The 24,606-nt window shown below is 62.7% G+C and carries 19 protein-coding genes; 4 read left to right on the top strand and 15 right to left on the bottom strand.

From position 1 onward, the window contains the following. The first annotated feature begins 3 nt into the window (after positions 1 to 3). The 4 genes from truB (at position 4) to HX830_RS19510 (ending at position 4,296) form a co-directional block, all read left to right on the top strand. Positions 4 to 921 carry a tRNA pseudouridine(55) synthase TruB gene (gene truB, locus HX830_RS19525; RefSeq protein ID WP_103495484.1) on the top strand — a complete coding sequence of 306 codons (918 nt, stop codon included), beginning with the start codon at positions 4 to 6 and terminating at the stop codon, positions 919 to 921. A gap of 143 nt (positions 922 to 1,064) precedes the next feature. Next, positions 1,065 to 1,334, top strand: a complete 270-nt coding sequence (gene rpsO / locus HX830_RS19520) for a 30S ribosomal protein S15 (RefSeq protein ID WP_002555121.1) — start codon at positions 1,065 to 1,067, stop codon at positions 1,332 to 1,334. 211 nt (positions 1,335 to 1,545) lie between these two features. Further along, positions 1,546 to 3,651 (top strand): polyribonucleotide nucleotidyltransferase, encoded by a 2,106-nt coding sequence (pnp, locus tag HX830_RS19515; protein ID WP_177102007.1) that lies wholly within the window; start codon positions 1,546 to 1,548, stop codon positions 3,649 to 3,651. 291 nt (positions 3,652 to 3,942) lie between these two features. Further along, positions 3,943 to 4,296, top strand: a complete 354-nt coding sequence (locus HX830_RS19510; RefSeq protein ID WP_152737622.1) for a BON domain-containing protein — start codon at positions 3,943 to 3,945, stop codon at positions 4,294 to 4,296. A 151-nt stretch (positions 4,297 to 4,447) separates the two neighbouring features. Here HX830_RS19510 and HX830_RS19505 read toward each other — a convergent pair whose 3' ends face one another. The 15 genes from HX830_RS19505 to gluQRS form a co-directional block, all read right to left on the bottom strand. After that, complete coding sequence (locus tag HX830_RS19505; RefSeq protein WP_177102005.1) at positions 4,448 to 4,741, bottom strand: DUF2845 domain-containing protein; 294 nt, start codon at positions 4,739 to 4,741, stop codon at positions 4,448 to 4,450. Between the two features lie 2 nt (positions 4,742 to 4,743). Beyond that, positions 4,744 to 7,671, bottom strand: coding sequence for a DUF748 domain-containing protein (locus HX830_RS19500; RefSeq protein ID WP_177102003.1), 2,928 nt, complete (start codon positions 7,669 to 7,671; stop codon positions 4,744 to 4,746). Between the two features lie 108 nt (positions 7,672 to 7,779). Next, positions 7,780 to 8,796, bottom strand: a complete 1,017-nt coding sequence (locus tag HX830_RS19495; RefSeq protein WP_177102001.1) for a class I SAM-dependent rRNA methyltransferase — start codon at positions 8,794 to 8,796, stop codon at positions 7,780 to 7,782. A gap of 45 nt (positions 8,797 to 8,841) precedes the next feature. Beyond that, positions 8,842 to 9,714, bottom strand: a complete 873-nt coding sequence (locus HX830_RS19490) for an oxygenase MpaB family protein (protein ID WP_152737618.1) — start codon at positions 9,712 to 9,714, stop codon at positions 8,842 to 8,844. A gap of 46 nt (positions 9,715 to 9,760) precedes the next feature. After that, entirely contained in the window at positions 9,761 to 11,698 is a 1,938-nt protein-coding gene (acs, locus tag HX830_RS19485) for an acetate--CoA ligase (RefSeq protein ID WP_177101999.1), read from the bottom strand. Positions 11,699 to 11,959: 261 nt separating this feature from the next. Then, entirely contained in the window at positions 11,960 to 13,624 is a 1,665-nt protein-coding gene (gene pgi, locus HX830_RS19480) for a glucose-6-phosphate isomerase (RefSeq protein WP_177101997.1), read from the bottom strand. A 248-nt stretch (positions 13,625 to 13,872) separates the two neighbouring features. After that, positions 13,873 to 14,253 (bottom strand): aspartate 1-decarboxylase, encoded by a 381-nt coding sequence (panD, locus tag HX830_RS19475; RefSeq protein ID WP_040064140.1) that lies wholly within the window; start codon positions 14,251 to 14,253, stop codon positions 13,873 to 13,875. 105 nt (positions 14,254 to 14,358) lie between these two features. Continuing rightward, positions 14,359 to 15,219: a pantoate--beta-alanine ligase gene (gene panC, locus HX830_RS19470; protein ID WP_103495475.1), complete on the bottom strand. Its 861-nt coding sequence runs from the start codon at positions 15,217 to 15,219 to the stop codon at positions 14,359 to 14,361. Next, on the bottom strand, positions 15,216 to 16,016 hold the full coding sequence (panB, locus tag HX830_RS19465; RefSeq protein ID WP_103495474.1) for a 3-methyl-2-oxobutanoate hydroxymethyltransferase: 801 nt from the start codon (positions 16,014 to 16,016) through the stop codon (positions 15,216 to 15,218). Before panB ends, panC begins: the two co-directional genes overlap by 4 nt. Before the next feature lie 350 nt (positions 16,017 to 16,366). Then, positions 16,367 to 16,864, bottom strand: a complete 498-nt coding sequence (folK, locus tag HX830_RS19460) for a 2-amino-4-hydroxy-6-hydroxymethyldihydropteridine diphosphokinase (protein ID WP_177101995.1) — start codon at positions 16,862 to 16,864, stop codon at positions 16,367 to 16,369. A gap of 4 nt (positions 16,865 to 16,868) precedes the next feature. Further along, positions 16,869 to 18,257: a polynucleotide adenylyltransferase PcnB gene (locus HX830_RS19455; protein ID WP_177101993.1), complete on the bottom strand. Its 1,389-nt coding sequence runs from the start codon at positions 18,255 to 18,257 to the stop codon at positions 16,869 to 16,871. Between the two features lie 774 nt (positions 18,258 to 19,031). Continuing rightward, the gene (locus HX830_RS19450) at positions 19,032 to 20,468 is read right to left on the bottom strand and encodes a sigma-54-dependent transcriptional regulator (protein WP_103495471.1); all 1,437 of its coding nucleotides are present in this window, start codon (positions 20,466 to 20,468) and stop codon (positions 19,032 to 19,034) included. A 22-nt stretch (positions 20,469 to 20,490) separates the two neighbouring features. Further along, the gene (locus HX830_RS19445; RefSeq protein ID WP_177101991.1) at positions 20,491 to 23,445 is read right to left on the bottom strand and encodes a sensor histidine kinase; all 2,955 of its coding nucleotides are present in this window, start codon (positions 23,443 to 23,445) and stop codon (positions 20,491 to 20,493) included. Next, positions 23,429 to 23,605 (bottom strand): hypothetical protein, encoded by a 177-nt coding sequence (locus HX830_RS19440; RefSeq protein ID WP_003176118.1) that lies wholly within the window; start codon positions 23,603 to 23,605, stop codon positions 23,429 to 23,431. Before HX830_RS19440 ends, HX830_RS19445 begins: the two co-directional genes overlap by 17 nt. A 77-nt stretch (positions 23,606 to 23,682) precedes the next feature. Further along, a complete protein-coding gene (gluQRS, locus tag HX830_RS19435) occupies positions 23,683 to 24,573 on the bottom strand; it encodes a tRNA glutamyl-Q(34) synthetase GluQRS (protein ID WP_177101989.1) in 891 nt (296 codons plus the stop codon). Between the last annotated feature and the right edge of the window lie 33 nt (positions 24,574 to 24,606).

The raw sequence follows: 24,606 nt of genomic DNA, 5'->3' as shown, positions 1-24,606 counted from the left end.
TCGGTGGCTCAGGTCAAGCGTATCCGTCGTAATGTCAGCGGCATCATTCTGCTGGACAAGCCGTTGGGGTTCACTTCCAACGCTGCCTTGCAGAAGGTCCGCTGGTTGCTCAACGCCGAGAAGGCCGGCCATACCGGCAGCCTCGATCCGTTGGCCACCGGCGTGCTGCCGTTGTGCTTCGGCGAAGCCACCAAGTTCTCGCAGTACCTGCTCGATTCCGACAAGGGTTACGAAACCCTCGCGCAACTGGGCAAGACCACCACCACCGCGGACGCCGAAGGCGAGGTTTTGCAGACGCGCCCGGTGACCGTTGGTCGTGCCGATATCGAAGCGGTGTTGCCGGAATTTCGCGGTCAAATCAGTCAGATACCGCCGATGTACTCGGCGCTGAAACGTGACGGACAGCCGTTGTACAAGCTCGCCCGTGCCGGTGAAGTAGTGGAGCGCGAACCGCGTTCTGTTACTATTGCGCGCTTGGAATTGCTCGCCTGCGAAGGCGATACTGCGCGGCTGGCGGTGGACTGCAGCAAGGGCACCTATATTCGTACCCTGGTGGAGGATATCGGTGAGAAGCTCGGTTGTGGCGCGTACGTGGCAGAATTGCGACGGACCCAGGCCGGCCCTTTCACCCTGGCCCAGACCGTCACGCTGGAAGAGCTCGAGGCGGTGCATGCCGAAGGCGGCAACGAGGCGGTTGATCGCTTCCTCATGCCTTCGGACAGCGGTCTGCTAGACTGGCCGCTGCTGCACTTTTCCGAGCACAGTGCGTTCTATTGGCTCAACGGCCAACCGGTACGTGCCCCGGACGCGCCGAAGTTCGGCATGGTGCGGGTACAGGATCATAACGGTCGCTTTATCGGTATCGGTGAAGTGAGCGAAGACGGGCGCATCGCGCCGCGTCGGCTGATTCGGTCAGAATGACCGGAAACCAGCCTGTGTCAAAGCAGGCTGGAGAGGGTGGCTGTCAACAGGCACGGTCACTACTCATTTATAGATACAGGGATTTGTCCCTGGCCTGTTGAAACTGTTTTTTTGAAACAGTTTCTTGATAAAAGGATTGCCTCATGGCTCTCAGCGTTGAAGAAAAAGCTCAAATCGTTACCGACTACCAGCAAGCCGTTGGTGATACTGGTTCGCCAGAAGTGCAAGTTGCACTGCTGACCGCCAACATCAACAAACTGCAAGGTCACTTCAAGGCCAACGGTAAAGACCACCACTCCCGTCGTGGTCTGATCCGCATGGTTAACCAGCGTCGTAAGCTGCTGGACTACCTGAAAGGCAAGGACGTGAGCCGTTACAGCGCTCTGATCGGTCGCCTGGGTCTGCGTCGCTAATCAGCGATTGCGCTATGAGGTTGGTTGTTTGCTGTGCGTCAGCGGGTTTCCCGCCGGCGCATGGCAAGCTTCCAGCCTCAAGTTTTATCTGAGCACCTGCTTTACCCGAAGACAGCACCCGGACAATGACAGTCGGGCCGATTCCCGGCGTTGCCCAAGAATTTCGCAAGAAGACAAGTTCCCCAAGAGCCACAAAAGAAGGTAGGACACCGTGAACCCGGTCATCAAAAAATTCCAGTTCGGTCAGTCGACCGTCACCCTCGAGACAGGCCGTATCGCCCGTCAGGCTTCCGGCGCAGTATTGGTCACCGTTGACGACGACGTCAGCGTATTGGTGACCGTTGTCGGTGCCAAGCAAGCGGATCCAAGCAAAGGCTTCTTCCCGCTGTCCGTGCACTACCAGGAAAAAACCTACGCCGCCGGCAAGATCCCTGGTGGCTTCTTCAAGCGTGAAGGCCGTCCTTCCGAAAAAGAAACCCTGACTTCGCGCCTGATCGACCGTCCGATCCGCCCGCTGTTCCCTGAAGGTTTCATGAACGAAGTGCAGGTTGTCTGCACCGTCGTTTCCACCAGCAAGAAGACCGATCCGGACATCGCTGCGATGATCGGTACCTCGGCAGCCCTGGCCATCTCCGGTATTCCTTTCGATGGCCCGATCGGCGCCGCGCGCGTGGCTTTCCATGAAAGCACCGGCTACCTGCTGAACCCGACTTACGAGCAGCAGAAAGCTTCGAGCCTGGACATGGTCGTTGCCGGTACCTCGGAAGCGGTACTGATGGTTGAATCGGAAGCCAAAGAGCTGACCGAAGACCAGATGCTGGGCGCCGTGCTGTTCGCCCATGACGAATTCCAAGTGGTTATCCAGGCTGTCAAGGAACTGGCCGCCGAAGCTGCCAAACCAACCTGGACCTGGGCTGCCGCTCCAGAAGCCACTGCCCTGCTGGGCGCGATCCGTGCCGAGTTCGGCGACGCGATCTCCCAGGCCTACACCATCACCGTCAAGGCCGACCGTTACGCGCGTCTGGGCGAGCTGAAAGACCAGGTGGTTGCCAAACTGTCCGGTGAAGAAGGCCAGCCTTCCTCCAGCGAAGTGAAAGCCGCTTTCGGCGAAATCGAATACCGCACCGTTCGCGAAAACATCGTCAACGGCAAGCCACGTATCGACGGCCGCGACACCAAGACCGTACGTCCGCTGAACATCGAAGTCGGTGTTCTGCCCAAGACCCACGGTTCGGCCCTGTTCACCCGTGGTGAAACCCAGGCGCTGGTTGTTGCAACATTGGGTACTGCCCGTGATGCACAGCTGCTGGACACCCTGGAAGGCGAGAAAAAAGACCCCTTCATGCTGCACTACAACTTCCCGCCGTTCTCGGTCGGTGAGTGTGGTCGCATGGGCGGTGCGGGTCGTCGTGAAATCGGTCACGGTCGTCTGGCCCGTCGTTCGGTCCAGGCCATGCTGCCGGATGCTTCTGAGTTCCCGTACACCATCCGCGTGGTTTCGGAAATCACCGAGTCCAACGGTTCGAGCTCCATGGCTTCGGTCTGTGGCGCTTCCCTGGCCCTGATGGATGCCGGTGTGCCGATGAAGGCGCCGGTTGCCGGTATCGCCATGGGCCTGGTCAAAGAAGGCGAGAAGTTCGCCATCCTGACCGACATCCTGGGTGACGAAGACCACCTCGGCGACATGGACTTCAAGGTAGCCGGTACCGCCAAAGGCGTCACCGCGCTGCAGATGGACATCAAGATCAAGGGCATCACCGAAGAGATCATGGAGATCGCCCTGGGCCAAGCCCTGGAAGCGCGCCTGAACATCCTCGGCCAGATGAACCAGATCATTGGTCAGTCCCGCACCGAGCTGTCGGAAAATGCTCCGACCATGATCGCGATGAAAATCGACACCGACAAAATCCGTGATGTCATCGGTAAAGGCGGCGCGACCATTCGTGCGATCTGTGAAGAGACCAAGGCTTCGATCGACATCGAAGACGACGGTTCGATCAAGATCTTCGGCGAAACCAAGGAAGCGGCTGAAGCGGCTCGTCAGCGCGTCCTGGGCATCACCGCGGAAGCTGAAATCGGCAAGATCTACGTCGGCAAGGTTGAGCGCATCGTCGACTTCGGCGCATTCGTCAACATCCTGCCAGGCAAGGACGGTCTGGTTCACATCTCGATGCTGAGCGACGCTCGCGTAGAGAAAGTGACCGATATCCTGAAAGAAGGCCAGGAAGTGGAAGTGCTGGTACTGGACGTGGACAACCGCGGCCGTATCAAGCTGTCCATCAAGGACGTTGCAGCAGCCAAGGCGTCGGGCGTTTAATCGCGCTTTGACTTCTCGCTGAAAAAGGCACCCTTCGGGGTGCTTTTTTATGGGCGCTGGAAAAGCCCGATATTTCAGTGGGGGGCTCGCCGAGCAAACCCGCAACTTGCATGCAGTTTGGCGGCCGGTCATGCAATCTGCACGATTCCGATTTTTATAGTTTATTTTAACTTATTGATTTTTATGGTTTTATTTTGTTTTCGTGGGTTGGCACAGCGCCTGCAACCTAACAGATAACCCTGCCGCCAGGATCCAGGCGCAGACTTTTCCAGAAGAACAGGAGTTATTTGTATGAAGAAGTTCGCTATCGCTGCCGCCACTGCCACCGCTCTGACCCTGACCTTGGCCAATGCCGCATTTGCCGCTCAACCGACTTCTCAGGCTCCAATGGTTGTCGCGGCTGGTGAAGTTACCAAGGCCAAGGAAGAGACTTCCGACACCTGGATCACCACCAAGGTCAAAGCTGACCTGGTCACCGAAAAAGGCATCCCGGGTACCGACATCAAGGTTGAAACCAACAAAGGTGTGGTTTCCCTGTCGTCCATGACCCCAGTGACCTCCGCACAGAAAGACACCGCGGTGAGCATCACCAAGAAAATCAAAGGGGTCAAAGACGTTTCGGCCGCTGGCTTGAAAACCGAGTAACGCACAAGGATCTCGCTTGAACCCGCTTTAGGGTGAAGCAAGTGGTGTTGCAGTACGCTTGCCGAGTCTTGATGTTCAGGCGATGGGTCACAGGGAGTGACCAGCTACAGGCCCCGACGCAGTGTGTCGGGGCCTGTTTTATTATGGGTTGTCAGTTACCGCGCTTGCTGTCGATACGCTCCAGGCGTCCGCCGACAAAGCGCAGGTACTGGACCATGCCACCGCTCTGCGGATAGACCCACTCTTCGATCTGCACCTCGGTGCGCCGGTCGAAGCTGCGCTGATAGCCCACCAGGTCCTGGGAGCGCGGCTCGCCGCATTTGTCGAGCACCTCTGACTTCCTGTCCCCCACGCTGATCAACTGGCTGCCGCAACGCAGGGTGTCGGCCTGGGCCTGGCCGGCGAGCAACGCCAGCGCCAGGCTGAACATCACGGGCTTGAGCATGCTTACTCGCTATCCAGATGCAACGGGGTCACGACACTGCCATCTTTCTGCGCATCGCCGAGGTTGGCGTCGATAAGGTACACGCGGTCATCGGCCAGTTGGCCCTTGTCCACCAGGAAGTCCTTGATGCTGCTGGCGCGGTCCTGGCCGAGCTTGCGCAGCAGCGGCTCATTGCCGCTCCAGGCTGTGATCACCCCGGCCTTCAGTTTGGCGCTGCGCTCGTCGTTACCCAGCTTGGCCCACTCGGCAGGTGGTTGCTGCTTGAGCAGGGTGCGGTAGATGCCTTCGAGCATCGGCGCTTTCTCTCCTTCCGGCACCTGGAGCATCGAGGCCTGGGCCGGCACCTTGTCACCGCGACGCTGGAGCATCTTGTAGTAGGTGGCCTGGTATTCGCGATCCAGGCGCTGCTGGGCGATCAACGCGCCGTCACTGCTCTGGGCCGCGGTGCCTTCGATTTCCAGGCGCAGGTTGGGACGCTCCTTCAGGGCCGCCGCCAGCTTGGTCAGGGACGACTGGGCATCGCTGCTCAGCTCGCTGGAGCCGGGAGCAAAGGACACGTTGCTGAGGTCCTGGGCGTCGCCCCCGGAGATCAGCCCGCCAATGAACTTGAAGGGCGCGGTGGCGGCCCGCACGATCAGGTTGCGCAGGGTCTGCCAGATGATCGGCATCACGCTGAACTGCGGGTTGTTGAGGTCGCCGCTCACCGGCAGTTCGATGGAGATGTTGCCGTCGGAGTCCTTGAGCAGGGCAATCGCCAGCTTGATCGGCAGGTCCACGGCATCCGGGCTGTCGACCTTCTCACCCAGTTGCAGTTGTTCGACCACCAGTTTGTTTTCGGCTTTCAGCTGGCCCTTGGTGATCAGGTAGTGCACGTCAAGATTGAGCCGGCCCTTGCGGATGCGGTAGCCGGCGAACTTGCCGGAGTAGGGGGTCAGCGTGGTCAGCTCGACGCGCTTGAAGCTGGTGGCGATATCCAGGCTGGCCATCGGGTCGAACGGGTTCAGCGCGCCCTTGATGGTGACCGGCGCATAACGATCGACCTTGCCGTTGATATCGACGCCGGCCGGTTTCGGCTGGCGGCTGTCGATGGTGCCGATCTGGCCGTTGAGCTGCTGGATCGCCGTGGCGAAGTGCGGGGTCAGGCTGAAGTCGGCAAAGTTGGCCGAGCCGTCATTGATGGCAATACCGCCAATGTGGATACCCAGCGGCTTGCTGCTGGATGCCGTGGGTTGCGCCTTGGCTTTTTCCGCCGACTTGCTCGCCGGCGGTTGCGGGATCAGCAGGTCATCGATGTTGGTGGTGCGATCGTCGTTGATCATGAAGCGGGCATAGGGTTGCAGCAGGTTGACCTTGTCGATCGACAAGCTGTCACCGTGCTGATAGCTCAGGCCATCGATCGTCAGCTTCTGCCACTTCACGAAGTCGCGGCTCTTGAGGGTGTCGAGGGTGTGCAACTGGTCGACCTGGGCCTTGCCGGTCACGCTGAAGGCCAGCGGGTCGACGCTTTTCAGATTGACCGCGAGATCGCTGCCGAGCATGCCGCTGCGCACTTCCAGGCGCATGAACGGCTCGACATAGGCCTGGGCCACCCGCAGGTCGATGTCCTGGGTATTGACCTTGAGCTTGGCGCTGATCGGGCTCAGGTTGACTTCGCCGCTGGCGAGAATCTTGCCCTGCTTGCCCAGCCCGGTGTCGAGCTTGAGGGTGAAGGGTGACTGGTTGAGGCTGTCGAAGTTTTCCAGGTCCAGGTTCAGCGGACCGAGCTCCAGGGCCACCTGGGTTTTCGGCGCGCGGTCGGCCAGGTGCACGCGGTAGTCGCGCAGTTGCACATCCTTGAGCAGGACCTGCCAGGGCTTGCTCGGCGCCGGCGGTTCGGTCTTGGCCGTGTCGGAGGCCGCCGGTGCTTCCTTGGGCGCCGGTTTGGCCGGCTGTGAGGCGAAGAGTTTCTGCCAGTCGAGTTGCCCGTCCTTCTCGCGGGCGGCCCAGGTTTCGAGCTTGTTGCTGCGGATCTTGCCGACCACGACCTGCTGCTTGGACAGGTCGACGCTGGTTTCGCTGACGTCCAGGCGCTCCAGGCGTACCAGCGGGCGCCCATCCGGCGCCTTCATGGCGAAGGGCGCGACGCTGACGGCGGTGTTGCTCAGCAGCAGCTCGGTGTCTTTGGCGAGGCTGAACTTGTAGTCGGTGCTGAGGTTGATGACACCGTCCTCGAGTACCAGTGGCAGGGCATCGCGCACATAGGGCCACCAGCCTTTCATATGGCTGTCGCTGATCTTCAGCGAGCCCTCGGAAGCCACTGGCACCAGGCTGAAGTTGCCTTTCCAGTCGATCCGTCCGCTATCGCCACCGATGGCCACCAGGGTCATGGCGGCGTTGTCTTCAGGCAGGGTGCTGAGGTTCTTCAGCGCCAGGTCCATCGGGGTGTAGGTGAACTCGATCGGCTCGCTGGGGCGCAGGTCCTGGAAATGCAGGCGCCCGCCGGCCAGTTCGATCTGGTCGATGCGCACCGGGAAGGGCTTGCTGTTGGGGTCGGCCGGGGTCGGTTCGCTCGGTGGCAGCTTGAACAACTGGGCGAGGTTCAGGGTGCCGTCCTTGCTGAACGTCACCTCGGTGTTGGGCTTGTCCAGCTGGATGTCGACCAGGTGCAGGGCGTGGGTCCAGAGACTGTCGATCTGCAGGTTGACGTAGAGACGCTCGAACGCGACCTGTTCCTTGCCCGGTTCACCGATATTCAGTCCCCACAGGGTCAGCTCGAGACTGAAAGGATTGAACTCCAGGCGCTGCAGGCTGGCGGGCACCGTGGCGTAGTGCGCCAGTTGCTGGTTGGCGATACGCAGGCCAACACCGGGGATGATCAGGAACCCGAGCACGGTGTACAGCGCGAGGCCGGTCAACAAGGCGCCGAGGGCGCGTTTCAATCCTTTGGGCATGTGAGGCGTCGTCTCTCTTGGTGGAGGTGCCTTGGAGTATGGCATGCGTTTGCGGTTCCGAAGCAAGCCCCTTGTTGCGGCGTAAAAGCGGGTATTTGCGAGTGGTTCCTACAGGTGCAAAACCAGGGTCTTCAATGGCGGTTGCAGGTCGCGGGAAGGGAAGTCGGCGGCAGGGGCCAGCACTTGCCATTCACGCACCGGACGCCCGGCTTTTTCCGCGCAACGCAGGACCTGTTCGCGCCAGTCTTCCAGGCTGACTTTCGCCAGGTTGTTGCAGCAGATCAGCACGCCGTTGTCGGCGGTCGCCAGCAGGGCCGGCTTGAGCAGGCTCTGGTAGTCGCGCAGCAGGTCGACGGTGCCGAAGGCGCTCTTGGCCCAGGCGGGCGGGTCGAGCAGCACCAGGTCGTACTGGCGCTGTTCCAGGCGCTGGTAGCTGGGCAGTTTCTGCCCGCGCCGCTGGCTGATGGGCAGGCCGGCGAGCTGGCGGATGGCGGGGAAGTAGTCGGACTGGATGAAGTCCATCGACGGCAGGTGCGGGTTGAGCAGGCCGTTCTCCCGGCCGACCGCCAGGTTGCCCTCGGCGAAGTCCAGGTTGCAGACCTCCCGGGCACCGCCGGCGGCGGCGCTGAGGCCGACGCCGCAGGTGTAGGCGAAGAGGTTCAGCACGCTCTTGCCGGCGCTGTGCTGGCGGACCCAGGCGCGGGCGTTGCGCAGGTCGAGGAACAGCAGCGGGTCCTGGCCGGGGTGACGGCCACGGACGCGGTAGTTCAGGCCGCCCTCATGACCGACCAGGTCGGCGAGGGCGGCTTCGTCGGCGCGATAGACCGGGTCTTCACGATCGATCCGCGAGTTGCCCCGGGAGCGGTCGTTGTAGACCAGCAGGGTGTCCAGTTCCAGATGCTGGTTGATGGCCACGTGCAGGGCGAGCAGGTCTTCGCGTTCCAGGGTCTGGTGGAAGGTCTGCACCATCAACTGCGGGCCGTAGCGGTCGATGGTCAGGCCGCCGGCACCTTCCTGGCTGCCGTGGAACAGGCGATAGCAATCGGTGCCTTGGCCGTGCAGCTCGGCGAGCAGTGCCTGGCGATGATCGAGGGCGGCGCGCAGCGCCTGGTTCAAGGAAGACATGCTCGGCGCCTTGGGGTCGGATTTGGCGCGGGAGTTTACCAGCCTTCAGGGGATCAGGCCCATGCGGCGTTTGGCGCGCTGGGCGGAACCGTTGCGCATGGCCCAGCGCAACAACGGCGCGCTGCGCTTGACGCCGGCCCGGATGACCTGGCGTTGCAGCGGGTTTTGCGACTGGCCGAGCATCTCGCCGGCCCAGTCCGGCAGCAGGTCGATACCGGCCTGCATCATCAGGCTGCCGAACGGTTGGGCCAGGCGACTCGGGGCGGGGGCGGCCAGCAGCAGGCGCAACACTTCGCGGCTGCGGGCATCGCAGAGCAGTTGCGGGCGCATGCGTTGCAGGTAGTCGGCGATGGCCTGGCGTGAGCGGGGTACATCCTGTGCGCCCAGGCGTTCGGCGATCACGGCGATTTCATCGTAGTAGCGGTCCTGGTCCGCCGGCGACAGCTGCGGGTTGCGGTAGCGCAGATGGGCCTTGAGAAAGCTGCTGACCTCGGCCACATGCACCCAGGTCAACAGCTCCGGGTCGCTGGCGGCGTAAGGCCGGCCATCCGGCGCGGTGCCGACCACCTGCAGGTGGATGGTGCGGACCTTGTCGATCAACCACTCGGCGTCCTTGCGCGAGCCGAAGGTGGTCCCGGCAATGAACTGGCTGGTGCGCCGCAAGCGCCCGAGCATGTCCTGGCGAAAGTTCGAATGGTCCCAGACCCCGGCCAGGGCCAGCGGGTGCAGGGCTTGCAGCATCAGCGCGCTGATGCCGCCGATCAGCATGCTGCTGAAGTCGCCATGCACCTGCCAGCTCACCGAGTCCGGGCCGAAGAGGCCGGGGTCGCCCTTGGGGTTTTCCAGGTCGAGCATGCCCAGGGACAGGCCGGTCAGGCTCATAAGCTGGGTTTCGATGCGGCGGCGAAGGAATTCCATGCTGGCTCGGTCAATAGGGCGGCGAACAACGTCCACCGCCCGGGGTTCAGGGATTGAGGCGCTGCTCGATCAGGCCGTCGACCACGCTCGGGTCGGCCAGGGTCGAGGTGTCGCCGAGGCTGTCCAGCTCGTTGCTGGCGATCTTGCGCAGGATACGCCGCATGATCTTGCCCGAGCGGGTTTTCGGCAAGGCCGGGGCCCACTGGATCAGGTCCGGCTTGGCAAAGCTGCCGATTTCCTTGCCGACCAGGGCCAACAGCGCTTTTTTCAGCGTGTCGTCGGCCTCGACGCCTTTCATCGGGGTGACGAAGGCATACAGGCCCTGGCCCTTGAGGTCGTGGGGATAACCGACCACGGCGGCTTCGGCGACGCTGTCATGCAGCACCAGGGCGCTTTCCACTTCGGCGGTGCCGATACGGTGGCCGGAGACGTTGATCACATCATCGATACGACCGGTGATCCAGTAGTCGCCGTCCTCGTCGCGGCGGGCGCCGTCGCCCGTGAAGTAGTAACCGGGATAGGGCTTGAAATAGGTTTCGAGCATACGCTGCGGGTCGCCATAGACGCTGCGGATCTGCCCTGGCCAACTGCTTTTCAGGGCGAATACGCCGCTGCCGGCGCCACTGATTTCCTGACCTTGCTCATCCAGCAGGACCGGCAGCACGCCGAACATCGGCTGGGTCGCGCAGCCGGGCTTGATCCGGCTGTTGGCGATCAGCGGGGTGAGCATGATGCCGCCGGTCTCGGTCTGCCACCAGGTGTCGACGATGGGGCAGCGTTGCTCGCCGACGGCATTGAAATACCACTCCCAGGCTTCCGGGTTGATCGGCTCGCCGACACTGCCGAGCAGGCGCAGGCTGGCCCGCGAGGTGTTTTCCAGCGGTGCCGGGCCTTCGCGCATCAGGGCGCGCAGGGCGGTGGGCGCGGTGTAGAAGATATTCACCTGGTGCTTGTCGATGACCTGCCAGAAACGCGAGGAGTCCGGATAGTTCGGCACGCCTTCGTAGATCAGGCTGGTCGCGCCGTTGGCCAGCGGGCCGTAGACGATATAACTGTGGCCGGTGACCCAGCCGACATCGGCGGTGCACCAGAATACTTCGCCGGGGCGATAGTCGAACACGTACTGGAAGGTCATGGCGACCTGCAGCAGGTAGCCGCCGGTGCTGTGCAATACCCCTTTGGGTTTGCCGGTGCTGCCGGAGGTGTAGAGGATGAACAGCGGGTCTTCGGCGTCCATCGGCTCGCAGGGGCAGTCGGCGCTGATACCGTGCAGGGCTTCGTGGTACCAGAGGTCGCGCTCCGCGACCCAGTTCACCTCGGCCTGGGTGCGTTCCACCACCAGCACGGTGCTGACATTCGGGCAACTGAGCAGCGCCTGGTCGACATTCTGCTTGAGGGGTATGTATTTGCCGCCACGCACGCCTTCATCGGCGGTGATCACCGTGCGGCAGTCGGCATCGAGGATGCGGTCGCGCAGGGCGTCGGGGGAGAAACCGCCGAAGACCACCGAGTGAATGGCGCCGAGGCGCGCGCAGGCGAGCATGGCGTAGGCGGCTTCGGGAATCATCGGCATGTAGATGCACACCCGGTCGCCTTTGTTCACGCCACGGGCCTTGAGCACATTGGCCAGGCGGCAGACGTTGTGGTGCAGTTTGCGGTAGGTGATCTGCGCCGATTCGCTGGGGTTGTCGCCTTCCCAGACCAGGGCGATCTGGTCGCCACGGCTGTCGAGATGGCGGTCGATGCAGTTGTAGCTGACATTCAATTGCGCGCCGGCGAACCAGCTGGCCTGGCCGGTATGCAGGTCCCAGTGCTGGACGCTGTCCCAGGGGCTGGACCAGTCGAGAAAACGTTTGGCCTGTTCGGCCCAGAAGGTATCGGGTTGCTCGATGGACTGGCGGTAGAGGCGCCGGTAGTCGTCCTGGCTCAATTGCGCGGCCTGACGCACGGCGTCGGCCTTGGGGAAGGTGCGAAGATCGAACATGGCGTTTCCTTGTTCTTGTCTACGACAAGTCTCAAGGGTGCGCTCTGTTGTGGCGGGGTTCAAGCGGATAAAAGGTCGAACCTGCACCGACTGGCCTCCCGGGCCAAGACGCCCGGGAGGCCACTGTCTTAACACGGTCCTTGTAGGAGCAGGGCTTGCCCGCGAAGGGGCCTTCGAAGCCGCCAAAAGCTTCGCGGGCAAGCCCTGCTCCTACAGGTTCGGTGGTGTCCCGGGTAGATGGGCCTGCCCGGGAGGCTGCTATCAACCGCGATGACGACCGCGGAAGTAGTTGATCAGGCCCTGGGTCGAAGCATCTTCGGCCGAAGACTCTTCGCTGCCGGTCAGACGGTTGTAGACGCCCTTGCCCAGCTCCTTGCCCAGCTCAACGCCCCATTGGTCGAAGGCGTTGATGCCCCAGATCACGCTCTGCACGAAGACCTTGTGTTCGTACATCGCCACCAGGGCGCCGAGACGACGCGGGCTGATACGCTCGACCACCAGGGTGTTGCTCGGACGGTTGCCCGGGATCACCTTGTGCGGTGCCAGTTTCTGCACCTCGGCTTCGCTCAGGCCCTTGTCACGCAGCTCGCGTTCCGCTTCGTCGCGGGTCTTGCCGAGCATCAGCGCCTGGCTCTGGGACAGGCAGTTGGCGTACAGCCACTGATGGTGGTCGGCAACCGGGTTGAAGCTGACGATCGGCACGATAAAGTCGGCCGGGATCAACTGGGTGCCCTGGTGCAGCAACTGGTGGTATGCATGCTGGCCGTTGCAGCCGACGCCGCCCCAGATCACCGGGCCGGTATCGGTGGACACCGGCGTGCCGTCCTGGCGCACGCTCTTGCCGTTGGATTCCATGTCCAGCTGCTGCAGGTGCTTGGTGATGTTGCGCAGGTAGTGGTCGTACGGCAGGATCGCATGGCTCTGCGCACCCCAGAAGTTGCCGTACCAGACACCCAGCAGGGCCAGCAGCACCGGCATGTTCTGTTCGAACGGCGCGGTCTGGAAATGCTGGTCCATGGTGTAGGCACCGGACAGCAGCTCCTTGAAGTTCGACATGCCGATGGCCAGGGCGATCGGCAAGCCGATGGCCGACCACAGCGAGTAACGCCCGCCGACCCAGTCCCACATCGGGAAGATGTTCTCTTCACGGATGCCGAAGGCCACGGCCGCGGCGTTGTTGCTCGAGACCGCGATGAAGTGCTTGTACAGCTCCGCTTCGGAGCCGCCCTGGGCCAGGTACCAGTCACGGGCGGCACGGGCGTTCTTCAGGGTTTCAAGGGTGGTGAAGGTTTTCGACGAGACGATGAACAGGGTGGTCTCGGCGCGGATCTTCGCCGACAGCTCATGGAACTCACTGCCATCGATATTCGCCAGGTAATGGCAGCGCACACCTTTATGGGCGTAGGACAGCAACGCCTCGGACACCAGCTCCGGCCCCAGGAACGAACCACCGATACCGATGTTCACCACGTCGGTGATCGGTTTTTCGCTGTAGCCGCGCCACAGGCCGTCGTGGATTTTTCCGACCAGCTCGGTCATCTGGTTCAGCACTTTGTGCACGTCGGGCATCACGTTGACGCCGTTGACCGAGAGCTTGTCGCCCACCGGGCGGCGCAGGGCGGTGTGCAGGGCCGGGCGACCTTCGGAGGCGTTGACCAGTTCGCCGGCAAACAGCGACTTGATCGCGCCTTGCAGGTCGACTTCATTGGCCAGGCCCACCAGCAGGTTGCGGGTTTCCTGGGTGATCAGGTTCTTCGAATAGTCGAGAAACAACCCGCAGCTGCTGAGGGTGAACTGATTGAAGCGCTGCGGATCGGCATTGAAAGCTTCGCGCATGCTGAAATCGTGCATGTTGTCGCGGTGTTGGTTCAGCGCCTGCCAGGCGGGCAGGCTGGTCACGTCGTGAGGAGTGCGGTAGTACGCCATCGCTGCGGGTTTCCTTTTACGAGAGCTGCCTTTTGGACATTTGGCTTTTTGGACACCAGAAACGCCGGAACGTCCTGCTTTTGTCTCTGGCAGTGTCCGGCAACCTGCATCAGCACGGTTGAATGAGGCAGGGGCGATTACAGTACCGCTCGCGCCTGCATCTGTCTTGGCTTTGTCTGACCTTTACTCGGTACTTTTTCGCACTCTCGGGGACGAAAGGCGTTTTCGCGTGTACGTTTGGATGGCGATCAGGCGACCTGCACCGGAATCGAGTGGCTGGTGTGGCTCAGTTCGTTGCCCGGGGCCATGTACAGCATGCGCGGTTTGAAATCCACCAGTTCGGCTTCGCTGTAATGGGCGTAGGCGCAGATGATCACCCGGTCGCCGACGCCGGCCTTGTGGGCGGCGGCACCGTTGACCGAGATGATCCGCGAGCCTTCCTCGCCGCGAATGGCGTAGGTGGTGAAACGCTCGCCGTTGTCGACGTTGTAGATCTGGATCTGTTCGTATTCACGGATCCCGGCCAGGTCCAGCCACTCGCCGTCGATGGCGCAGGAACCTTCGTAATCGAGCACCGCGTGGGTGACTTCGGCGCGATGCAGTTTGGCTTTGAGCATGATGGCGTGCATGGGGTGTTTCCTCGGTCGGATCCTCGTGCGGCGCCACGCATGTGTGCTGCGTGGCGCCGGGCGGCGGCAGTTTGCCCGAAGCCATGGGGCCGGGCAATCGGGCGGTCAGGCCGGGCTGTCGAGGTTCAGGTGCAGGTTGTCGATCAGGCGTGTGGTGCCGAGGAAGGCGGCGACCAGGATCACCAGGTCACGGTCCTCGGGCGTCGCCGGGCGCAGGTTCAGGGCGTGGCGGATTTCCAGGTAGTCGGGCCGGAAGCCGGCGCTTTCGATCTGCCGGGTCTGTTCGGCCAGTAGCTTGGGGTAGTCGCGTTCGCCCTGTTCGATGGCTTCGGCGATCTGCTTCAGGCTGCGATACAGCGCGGGTGCCTTGGCCCGCTGTTCTTCGTCGAGAAAGCCGTTACGCGAGGACAGCGCCAGGCCGTCGGCGGCGCGCACGGTCGGTTCGCCGATGATCTGGATCGGCATGTTCAGGTCATGCACCAACTGCCGAATCACCGCCAGTTGCTGGAAGTCCTTCTGGCCGAACACCGCCAGGTCCGGCTGGACCATGTTGAACAGCTTGCTGACCACGGTCGCCACGCCTTCGAAATGCCCGGGACGGCTGGCGCCGCACAGGCCTTCGGAGAGTTGCGGGACGCTGACGCGAGTCTGGCCGCCCATGCCGCCGGGGTACATTTCCTCGACGCTGGGGGCGAACAGCAGATGGCAACCGGCCTGGAGCAGTTTTTCCTGGTCGGCGGCGAGGGTCCGTGGGTACTTGTCCAGGTCTTCGTTGGCGCCGAATTGCAGCGGGTTGACGAAAATGCTCGCCACCACGAAGTCCGCCCGTTGCGCCGCCTTGGTCACCAGGGCCGCGTGGCCGCTGTGCAGGTTGCCCATGGTCGGTACGAAACCGATGCGCTTGCCTTCGCCGCGGGCGCGCGCCACGGCGGCGCGCAGTTCGAGAACGGTCTTGACTGTGTTCATGCACTGAATCCGTGTTCGATCCCAGGGAAAGTGACGGCCTTGACCTCACTGACGTAGGCACTCAGGGCGCCATGCAGGCTGTCCTGGCCGGCCATGAAGTTCTTCACGAACTTGGGCACGCGACCGCTGATGGACAGGCCGAGCATGTCGTGTAGGACCAGGACCTGGCCGTCGGTGGCGCTGCCGGCACCGATGCCGATCACCGGGACCTTCACCGCCTGGGTGATTTCCGCGGCCAGTTCGCTCGGCACGCATTCAAGCAGGATCATGGCCGCGCCGGCCTGTTCCAGGGCGATGGCGTCGGCGCGCATCTGCCGGGCCTGGGCTTCGCCGCGGCCCTGGACCTTGTAGCCGCCGAAGATGTTCACCGACTGTGGGGTCAGGCCCATGTGCACGCACACCGGGACGCCGCGTTCGGCCAACTGGCGGATGGATTCGGCGAGCCAGGCGGCGCCTTCGACCTTGACCATATGCGCACCGGCCTGCATCAACAGGCCGCTGTTGTGAAAGGTCTGCTCGAGGGTGGCGTAGGCCATGAACGGCAGGTCGGCAATGATGAAGGCCCCCTGGTTGCCGCGTTTGACACTGGCCGTGTGATAGCAGATATCGGCGACGGTAACGGGCAGCGTGCTGTCATGCCCTTGGGTAACCATGCCCAGCGAATCGCCGATCAGCAGCACTTCGACACCGGCCGCGCAGCTGGCGTGGGCGAAGGTGGCGTCGTAGCAGGTCAGCATGGTGATTTTTTCACCCTTTTGCTTGAGGCCTTGCAGGGTGGTCAGGGTAATGTCTGGCATGAAAAAGTCCTCATTAGGCGCCGTGCAAATGACTGCGAGTAACGCGCGTGATTCGTCGTGTATACAGGCGCACGTTCTGATGTCGTGCTTGCAAAGCCTGGATTGCGCCCTTCAAACGCCGCAGGGGCGGCAACGGGACGCCTATAGTCGTGAGGAGAACTGGGGAAGTCAATCGTGTGTGTTACCGCAATGTTACGCCGGGAGTGTTACCGGCGTAACTGATGCGATTCAGCAAGGAAACCAGGAGAGCGCTGGTTCTGCGGTTCTGTAGGGGCAGGGCTTGTCGGGGCGCCGCATCGCCGCGAAGCTTTTAGCGATCTTGCGGGCCCCTTCGCGGGCAAGCCCTGCTCCTACAGGTCGGGCGTGCCTGTGGATAAGCGTTCCAGGCCGACGAACGGGCAATCCGCCAGCAGCGCCTTGAGGCTGCGGCCATCGGCCAGCTGCAAATCTGCCGGAGCCAGTTCCGCCAGGGGGTAGAGCACGAACGCCCGGGCCTGCATATGGTAATGCGGGACTTTCAGGCGCGGCTCGTCGATCAGCCGCTCACCGAACAGCAGGATATCCAGGTCAAGGGTACGCGGCCCCCAGCGCTCATGCCGTTCACGGCCCTGGTCGATTTCGATGGCTTGCAGCGCATCCAGCAGCGCCAGGGGCGTCAGGTCGCTGTCGAGGGCGACGACGGCATTGGTGTAGCGCGGCTGACCGGGCAGCAGCGAATCGCTCTGGTAGAACGCGGAAACGCCCGCCAGCACGGTGTCGGGCAGTTGCCCCAGGGCCTGGACGGCGTTGCGCAATTGCTCCGCCGGGTCCGCCAGGTTGCTGCCCAGCCCGATATACACGTGTTCCATCGACTTACTCGTCCGTACCGGCGGCACGCTTGCGCTTGCCGGCGGTGCTGCGTCGACGTTTGCGCGGACCGCTGCCGGTACCGTCGTCCTTGCTGCCCAGGTCACGGATCATGTCGCGTCGACCGGCGTCATTGGCATCCTGGTAGTCCGTCCACCATTCGCCCAGGCCATCGGTCTCTTCGCCAGCGGTTTCGCGCAGCAGCAGGAAGTCGTAGCCGGCGCGGAAGCGCGGGTTGTCCAGCAACAGGTCGGCACGTTTGCCGCTGCGCCGTGGCAGGCGTTCCTGCATATCCCAGATCTCGCGGATCGGCAGGGTGAAGCGCTTCGGAATCGCAATGCGCTGGCACTGTTCGCTGATCAGCTCGTGGGCGGCTTCCTGCATCGCCGGAATCGGCGGCATGCCCTTCGCCTGCAGACGCAGCACACGGCCCGGCAAGGCCGGCCAGAGCAGCGCGGCAAACAGGAACGCCGGGGTCACCGGCTTGTTCTGCTGGATGCGCAGGTCGGTGTTGATCAAGGCTTCGCTGATCAGCGTGTGGGTGTAGGTCGGGTTGTGTTCCAGGGCCTCGAAACTGGCCGGGAACAGCGGTTCGAACAACTTGAGGTCGACCAGCATTTCGAAGGTGTCGGCGGCATATCCCGAGAGGAACAGCTTGAGCACTTCTTCGAACAGGCGCGCCGACGGGATCTCGCGGAGCATCGGTGCCAGCTTGCGAATCGGCGCGACGGTGTGCTTCTCGATACCGAAGTCCAGCTTGGCGGCGAAACGCACGGCCCGCAGCATCCGTACCGGGTCTTCCTGGTAGCGCTGGGTCGGGTCGCCGATCAGGCGGATCAGGCGATTGCGGATATCGTGCACGCCGTTGGCGTAGTCGAGGATGCGTTCGCTGACCGGATCGTAATACAGGGCGTTGATGGTGAAGTCGCGGCGCTGGGCGTCGTCTTCGAGGGTGCCGTAGACATTGTCGCGCAGAATCCGCCCGCTTTCGTTACGCGAGGACTGATTGCTGTCCTCGTCTTCGTCTTGCGGGTGGTTGGCGCGAAAGGTCGCGACTTCGATGATTTCCCGACCGAAGTGGATATGCACCAGCTTGAAGCGACGCCCGATGATCCGGGCGTTGCGGAATTCGGCGCGGATCTGTTCCGGCGTGGCGCTGGTGGCGACGTCGAAATCCTTGGGCGTGATGTTGAGCAGCATGTCGCGCACGCAACCGCCGACCAGATAGGCCTGGTAACCGGCGTTCTGCAGGCGTTCGACGATGTTGACCGCATACCGGCTGAACTGGGCCTTTTGCAACGAGTGCTGGCCACTGTTGAGCACTTCAGGGGTGCTGCGTTTATGTTGCGTTCGACGCGAGGGAGAACGTAATGACTGGAACAGCTTCTTCAGCATGGGAGGCACTGTTTGAAGGAATATTCGGCCACCTCAAAGAATGACCGCACGATGGGCGAGGATTCTAGCATTTAGTCGAGGGATGGTGTAGGAAGCCGCCGCAGTATCGGCCAGGGACCGTGATAGAGGGCCTGCCGTGGGCGTTGTGAAGGCTGCCAATCAATCGGGGGCGGTGGGGCTGAGCAGGGCGGGCGGGTCTGTATCGCGGAAACTACAAGGGGAGCCGAAGCTCCCCCAGAAGTAGTTGCGTGCTCTATTTTTATTATGGTTTCGGGCTTCTTGTTTTTGTTGATCGCCCTGTGCCACTAGGCTTCAAGCCAGTGGGCTCTCCCAATCGGGAGCCAAGAGCAAACGGATTGCTTTGATCGCTGCAGTGTAATGATCCAGAGGATCCAACCAGTTCAGGCGCTGCTTTGAGGGCAGTTTTTGTTGTTCTCGGCCTGGTCGCGGGGCAAGCCCCAATTACAGTACTTCTCCAAAAGAATCAGTTAGCTACGCCTCTCGCCGTGTTGTTTTTATTGTGCGTGAGTCGATACGTCTTGTTTTTATTGTCTGGTGCAGTGCTTGTTATTGTTCTTGTACCAAAGCTATAGCAGGTGCCGTGCCAACTTTTTCGAAACCCCGTAAACATTGGGTTTTCCCGAGAAAATGGTTTTTTTCAGGCGAAAAAAAACCGGATCTTCGTTACCGATAGACCCGGCTTTTGTTACGTGAAAATCCCGGGGTAACAGTTTTTTCACAAGGTGCGGTGTTACCCGTGGAGGCGCCCCCGGCTCAGCTCTCGCTGGCCACCCCGGTCTTGCGCCGTGGAATGCCCAGGCGCTGGCGCCGTTCCCACAGGCACTTGCGGCTGACCCCGAGTTTGCGTGCCAGCTCGGTCTCGGTCATATGGTCCTGGTGCTCGAGGACGAAGTGCTGGAAGTAGTCTTCCAGTGACAGGTCCTCGGTCGGCTCATGGCTGGCGTTACTGGCGCTGGCCTGTTGCGGTACCAGGCCGATGAATTCTTCCTCTTCCAGATCCCCGAGCTCGATGTCGATGCCCAGCAGGTCGGCGGAAATTTCCGGGCTTTCGCACAGGATCACCGCGCGCTCGACCGCATTCTCCAGTTCACGGACGTTACCCGGCCAGGAGTAATGGCGAATGGCTTGCTCGGCGTCGGGAGCGAAGCGCAGGTCGGTACGACCCACCCGTGCGCTCTGGCGGGCGAGGAAAGCATTGGCGATCTCGTTGACGTCGGCGCCGCGCTCGCGCAAGGCCGGCAGCTTCAGGGCGATCACGTGCAGGCGATAGTAAAGGTCTTCGCGGAACTGGCCGATCTTGGCCAGGCTCTTGAGGTCGCGGTGGGTCGCGGCGATCAGGCGCACATCGACCTTCTGCGACTGCACCGAGCCGACCCGGCGGATCTCGCCTTCCTGCAATACCCGCAGCAGGCGTGCCTGGGCTTCGAGGGGCAGCTCGCCGATTTCGTCGAGGAACAGCGTGCCGCCGTCCGCCGCTTCCACCAGGCCGGCGCGACCGGCGCTGGCCCCGGTGAAGGCGCCTTTTTCGTGGCCGAACAGTTCGGATTCGATCAGGCTTTCGGGAATCGCCGCGCAGTTGACCGAGATCATCGGCGCCTTGGCGCGCTTGGACAGGTTGTGCAGGGCGCGGGCCACCAGCTCCTTGCCGGTACCCGACTCGCCCTGGACCAGGACGTTGGAGTCGGTGGGCGCGACTTTGCGGATCTTGCTGTAGAGGTCCTGCATCGGCGGACAGGAGCCGATGATGCCGATTTCGCCATTGGTGTTGTTGGCACCGGCTTTTTCCGCCGCGCCATTGCCCTTGCCGGCGACTTTCTCGGCCGGCGCGCCTTGGTTGCCCTGGCGATCACGGAGGATGCGGGCCACGGCCTGGAGCATCTCGTCGTGGTCGAACGGCTTGGCGATGTAGTCCACCGCGCCCATCTTCATCGAGTCCACGGCCGAGCGCAGGCTGGCGTAGCTGGTCATGATCAGCACGGGGGTGCCCTGGCCGAGCTTGATCAGCTCGGTGCCGGGAGCGCCGGGCAGGCGCAGGTCGCTGACGATCAGGTCGAACGAGGGGATACTGAAACGTTCCTGGGCTTCCTGCACCGAACCGGCTTCGCTGACCTGGTACTGATTACGTTCCAGCAGGCGACGCAGGGCGGAGCGGATAATGGTTTCGTCTTCGACGATCAGAATGTGCGGCATTGATTCGGTTCTCTCGACGGTCTCAGTTCACAGCGGACGTCGCTTCGACATGACGCGGCAGGGTGACCCGGATACGGGTGCCACGTTGGCTTTGGATGTCAGCCGGGCTGTCGATGGTGATTTGTCCATAATGCTCTTCAACGATGGAATAGACCAGAGCAAGGCCCAGACCGGTGCCCTCGCCTGGATCCTTGGTGGTGAAGAAGGGTTCGAACAATCGGTCCATGATGTTCTTCGGGATACCCGTGCCTTCGTCCTCGACGATCAGGTCGACGGTGTGTTCGAAAGCTTCGCTCTTGACCCGCACCGCCCCACCCGCGGGTGAGGCGTCTCGGGCATTGGAGAGCAGGTTGATGAGCACCTGGGCCAGGCGTTGGGAATCGCCGTCGACCCAGTGCTCGGGATCGCACAGGTTGAAGAACTGTACTTCGAAGTTGCGCCGGTTCAAGGCCAGCAGACCAATGGCATCCTGGGCGACCTCGGCCAGACAGACGGCTTCGTCGTTGTGCTGGTGACTGCCGGCGTGGGCGAAGCTCATCAGCGACTGGACGATGCGCGAGACGCGTTTGGTCTGTTCGAGGATCTGCCCGCTGATTTCGGTCAGTTCGCTGTCGTCCTCGCGCTCTTCGCGCAGGTTCTGCGCCAGGCAGGCGATGCCGGTGATCGGGTTGCCGATCTCGTGGGCCACGCCGGCCGCCAGCCGACCGATGCTCGCCAGCCGCTCGGAGTGCACCAGCTTGTCTTCGAGCATCTGGGTTTCGGTGAGGTCCTCGACCAGCAGCACCAGGCCGCTGTTGCCCGGCGCCAGTGGCTCGTCGATGGCGGCCTTGTGCAGGTTCAGCCAGCGGGTCTGGCCGTCGAGGGCCAGGTGCTGCTTGTGCAGGTGTTCGTCGGGCAGGTTGATAAAACCCTGCAGCAAATCCTTCCACGGCTCGCCGAGGGTGCTCAGGCGTGAGCCAACCACGCGTTGCGCGGCGACCCCGGTGAGCTCTTCCATGGCCTTGTTCCACATCAGGATCTCCTGGTCCTTGGCCAGCGAACAGACGCCCATCGGCAGTTCCTGCAGGGTCTGGCGGTGGTAGCGGCGCAGGGCGTCGAGTTCGGCGGCAAGGCCGGTGAGACGCGAGTGGTAGTCTTCCAGGCGGCTTTCGATGAAGTGGATGTCTTCGGTGACATAGCTTTCGCCACCGGCCTTGTAGGGCAGGAAGGTCTCCACCATGTCCTGGGCCACGCTCGGGCCCATCAGCCCGGAGAGGTTGGCTTCAATGCGGTCACGCAGGCGGCGCAGGGCGTAGGGGCGGCGCTCGTCGAAGGGCAGGTAGAGATCGCGCAGGGCCTGTTCGACCTCTTTCTGCGCGGCCTTGGCCCCCAGCGGCTTGGCCAGCTGGGTGGCGAATTCCTGCGGAGAGGCGGCGTGCAGCTCGCGGCGTTGCGGGCGCCGCACGTTGTCCACCGCGCAGGCTTCGGCGGCGCTGGCCTCTTCGGGGCTGGCGCTGGTGAACAGCGAGATCAGGGTGAACATCAGCACGTTGGCCGCCAGGGAGGCGATGGCCGCCATATGCCAGCTGGTGTCATCGAGCACATAGATCATGTTCAGCAGCGGCACATAGAAGCCCTGCAGATTGCCGACCAACGGCAGCAGCATGGTCACCAGCCAGACCAGGATCCCCGCCAGCAGGCCGGCAATGAAACCACGCCGGTTGGCGGTCGGCCAGTACAGCACCGAGAGCACGCCGGGGAGGAATTGCAGGGTCGCGACGAAGGCGACGATGCCGAGGTTGGCGAGGTCCTGCTCGGCGCCCAGCAGCAGGTAGAAACCATAGCCGGCCATGATGATGGCAACGATCAGGGCACGGCGCGTCCACTTCAGCCAGCGATAGATATTGCCTTCGGCCGGCGGCTGGTAGAGCGGCAGCACCAGGTGGTTCAGGGCCATGCCCGAGAGTGCCAGGGTGGTGACGATAATCAGCCCGCTGGCGGCCGAGAGTCCGCCGACGTAGGCCAGCAGGGCCAGGGCCTCGTTGTTGGCGGCAATGCCGATGCCGAGGGTGAAGTATTCCGGGTTGGTGGTGGCGCCGAGCTTGAGTCCGGCCCAGAGAATCAGCGGCACCGCCAGGCTCATCAGCAGCAGGAACAGTGGCAGGCCCCAGCTGGCGCTGACCAGGGAGCGCGGGTTGAGGTTCTCGGTGAAGGTCATGTGATACATGTGCGGCATCACAATGGCCGAGGCGAAGAACACCAGCAGCAGGGTGCGCCACGGACCTTCCTGCAACGGCGTGTGCAACGCGGCCAGGGCGGTCTGGTTCTGCAGCAGCCAGAGTTCGAGCTGCTGCGGGCCGTCGAACACTCCGTACAAGGCGTAGAGGCCAACCCCGCCGATGGCGATCAGCTTGATCACCGACTCGAAGGCAATGGCGAACACCAGGCCTTCGTGTTTTTCCCGGGTGGCGATATGCCGCGAGCCGAAGAAGATGGTGAACAGGCTGATCAGCGCGCAGAAGCTCAGGGCTACCCGGTGCTGCACCGGTTCGCGGGTGAGGATGCCGATGGAGTCGGCCACCGCCTGGATCTGCAACGCCAGCAGCGGCAGTACGCCGATCAGCATGAATACCGTGGTCAGGGCGCCGGCCCAGGTACTGCGGAAGCGGAAGGCGAACAGGTCGGCCAGGGACGAGAGCTGGTAGGTGCGGGTGATCTTCAGGATCGGGTAGAGCAGCACCGGCGCCAGCAGGAAGGCGCCGGAAACCCCGAGGTAACTGGAGAGAAAGCCGTAGCCGTACTGGTAGGCCAGGCCCACCGTGCCATAAAACGCCCAGGCACTGGCGTAGACGCCCAGGGACAGGGTGTAGGTCAGCGGGTGGCGGATGATCGAGCGTGGGATCACCCCGCGTTCACTGATCCAGGCCACGCCGAACAACGCCAGCAGGTACGCGGCGCTGATCAGCAGCATCTGGGTCAGGCTAAAGCTCATCGGCATCTTTTTGGCTCTGCAGGATGAAGGTCACGACGATCAGGATCAGCCAGAGCAGATAAGGGCGATACCAGGCGCCGGTGGCGTCGATCCACCAGTCCATGATGGCCGGCGAGAACAGGTAGATCCCGACCACCAGCAGCAGGACCAAGCGATAGATGTACATCCCGGCCTCTCTTTATTGTGTGCGTGCCCGAAAACGTGCGGCGATGGTAACGGATGGGCGCCAACCTGCAAGGGGCGTCAGTGCAATTGCGCTTCGGCGAGGGTGGCTGTCCTGGGAATCAGTGTGGCATCCCAATGGCCGATACCCCAGTCCAGCACCTCCCGCGGCGTGCCCTGTTCCAGTGCGGCGGGCGGGTGTTGCCCCAGTGTACGCAGGGCGCGCATCAGCAAGGGGGTCGCCTGGTCGGCTGCCAGCGGCGGCGAGCGGTAGGACTTGCCGAGTTTGTGGCCGTCCGGCTGGATGATCAGCGGCACGTGCAGGTAACGCGGCTGCGGCAGCCCGAGCAGCTCCTGCAGGTAGAGCTGGCGTGGCGTGGAGTCCAGCAGGTCGGCGCCGCGGACGATATCGGTCACCCCTTGCCAGGCGTCGTCCAGCACCACCGCCAGTTGGTAGGCGTAGAGCCCGTCGCGGCGGCGGATTACAAAATCGCCGGCCTCACGGCCCAGATGCTGCTGGAACGAACCTTGTACCCGGTCTTCAAAGCGATAGCTCAGCTCCGGCACACGCAGGCGAATGGCGGCATTCTCGATGCCGTGGCCGAGGTTGCGGCACAAGCCGGGGTAGATCCCGTGGTAGGGCTCCAGCTCCTTGCGCGAACAGGTGCAGGCGTAGGCCAGGCCCTGGCTGAACAGGCGCTCGAGGACCTGGGCATAGGCGTCGTGACGTTCGCTCTGGCGGACCAGCTCGCCGTCCCATTCGAAGCCGTAGCGTTGCAGGGTATCGAGGATCGAGGCCTGGGCGCCGGGTTCTTCGCGCGGCGGGTCGAGGTCTTCCATGCGCAGCAGCCAGCGTCCGCCGACCGAGCGGGCGTCGAGGTACGAGGCCAGGGCGGCGACCAGTGAACCGAAATGCAGGTGGCCGCTGGGCGTGGGGGCGAAGCGTCCGATATAGGCGGGGGTGGCAGTCATGGTTCGGATATTACTGGAGAATCCGTAGGCGAT

Origin of the sequence: Pseudomonas gingeri (assembly GCF_013385425.1) — a bacterium.
GTDB lineage: Bacteria > Pseudomonadota > Gammaproteobacteria > Pseudomonadales > Pseudomonadaceae > Aquipseudomonas > Aquipseudomonas gingeri_D.
This window is presented reverse-complemented; position numbering and strand designations above follow the sequence as displayed.

Excerpts from the sequence above, each read along its gene's own strand:
- pgi (WP_177101997.1), bottom strand. The coding sequence starts at position 13,624 with ATGGCGTACTACCGCACTCCTCACGACGTGACCAGCCTGCCCGCCTGG.
- HX830_RS19450 (WP_103495471.1), bottom strand. The coding sequence starts at position 20,468 with ATGCCGCACATTCTGATCGTCGAAGACGAAACCATTATCCGCTCCGCC.
- gluQRS (WP_177101989.1), bottom strand. The coding sequence starts at position 24,573 with ATGACTGCCACCCCCGCCTATATCGGACGCTTCGCCCCCACGCCCAGC.
- HX830_RS19500 (WP_177102003.1), bottom strand. The coding sequence starts at position 7,671 with ATGCCCAAAGGATTGAAACGCGCCCTCGGCGCCTTGTTGACCGGCCTC.
- HX830_RS19510 (WP_152737622.1), top strand. The coding sequence starts at position 3,943 with ATGAAGAAGTTCGCTATCGCTGCCGCCACTGCCACCGCTCTGACCCTG.
- panB (WP_103495474.1), bottom strand. The coding sequence starts at position 16,016 with ATGCCAGACATTACCCTGACCACCCTGCAAGGCCTCAAGCAAAAGGGT.
- panD (WP_040064140.1), bottom strand. The coding sequence starts at position 14,253 with ATGCACGCCATCATGCTCAAAGCCAAACTGCATCGCGCCGAAGTCACC.
- HX830_RS19505 (WP_177102005.1), bottom strand. The coding sequence starts at position 4,741 with ATGCTCAAGCCCGTGATGTTCAGCCTGGCGCTGGCGTTGCTCGCCGGC.
- folK (WP_177101995.1), bottom strand. The coding sequence starts at position 16,864 with ATGGAACACGTGTATATCGGGCTGGGCAGCAACCTGGCGGACCCGGCG.
- HX830_RS19445 (WP_177101991.1), bottom strand. The coding sequence starts at position 23,445 with ATGCCGATGAGCTTTAGCCTGACCCAGATGCTGCTGATCAGCGCCGCG.
- HX830_RS19440 (WP_003176118.1), bottom strand. The coding sequence starts at position 23,605 with ATGTACATCTATCGCTTGGTCCTGCTGCTGGTGGTCGGGATCTACCTG.
- HX830_RS19455 (WP_177101993.1), bottom strand. The coding sequence starts at position 18,257 with ATGCTGAAGAAGCTGTTCCAGTCATTACGTTCTCCCTCGCGTCGAACG.
- HX830_RS19495 (WP_177102001.1), bottom strand. The coding sequence starts at position 8,796 with ATGTCTTCCTTGAACCAGGCGCTGCGCGCCGCCCTCGATCATCGCCAG.
- panC (WP_103495475.1), bottom strand. The coding sequence starts at position 15,219 with ATGAACACAGTCAAGACCGTTCTCGAACTGCGCGCCGCCGTGGCGCGC.
- rpsO (WP_002555121.1), top strand. The coding sequence starts at position 1,065 with ATGGCTCTCAGCGTTGAAGAAAAAGCTCAAATCGTTACCGACTACCAG.
- HX830_RS19490 (WP_152737618.1), bottom strand. The coding sequence starts at position 9,714 with ATGGAATTCCTTCGCCGCCGCATCGAAACCCAGCTTATGAGCCTGACC.
- acs (WP_177101999.1), bottom strand. The coding sequence starts at position 11,698 with ATGTTCGATCTTCGCACCTTCCCCAAGGCCGACGCCGTGCGTCAGGCC.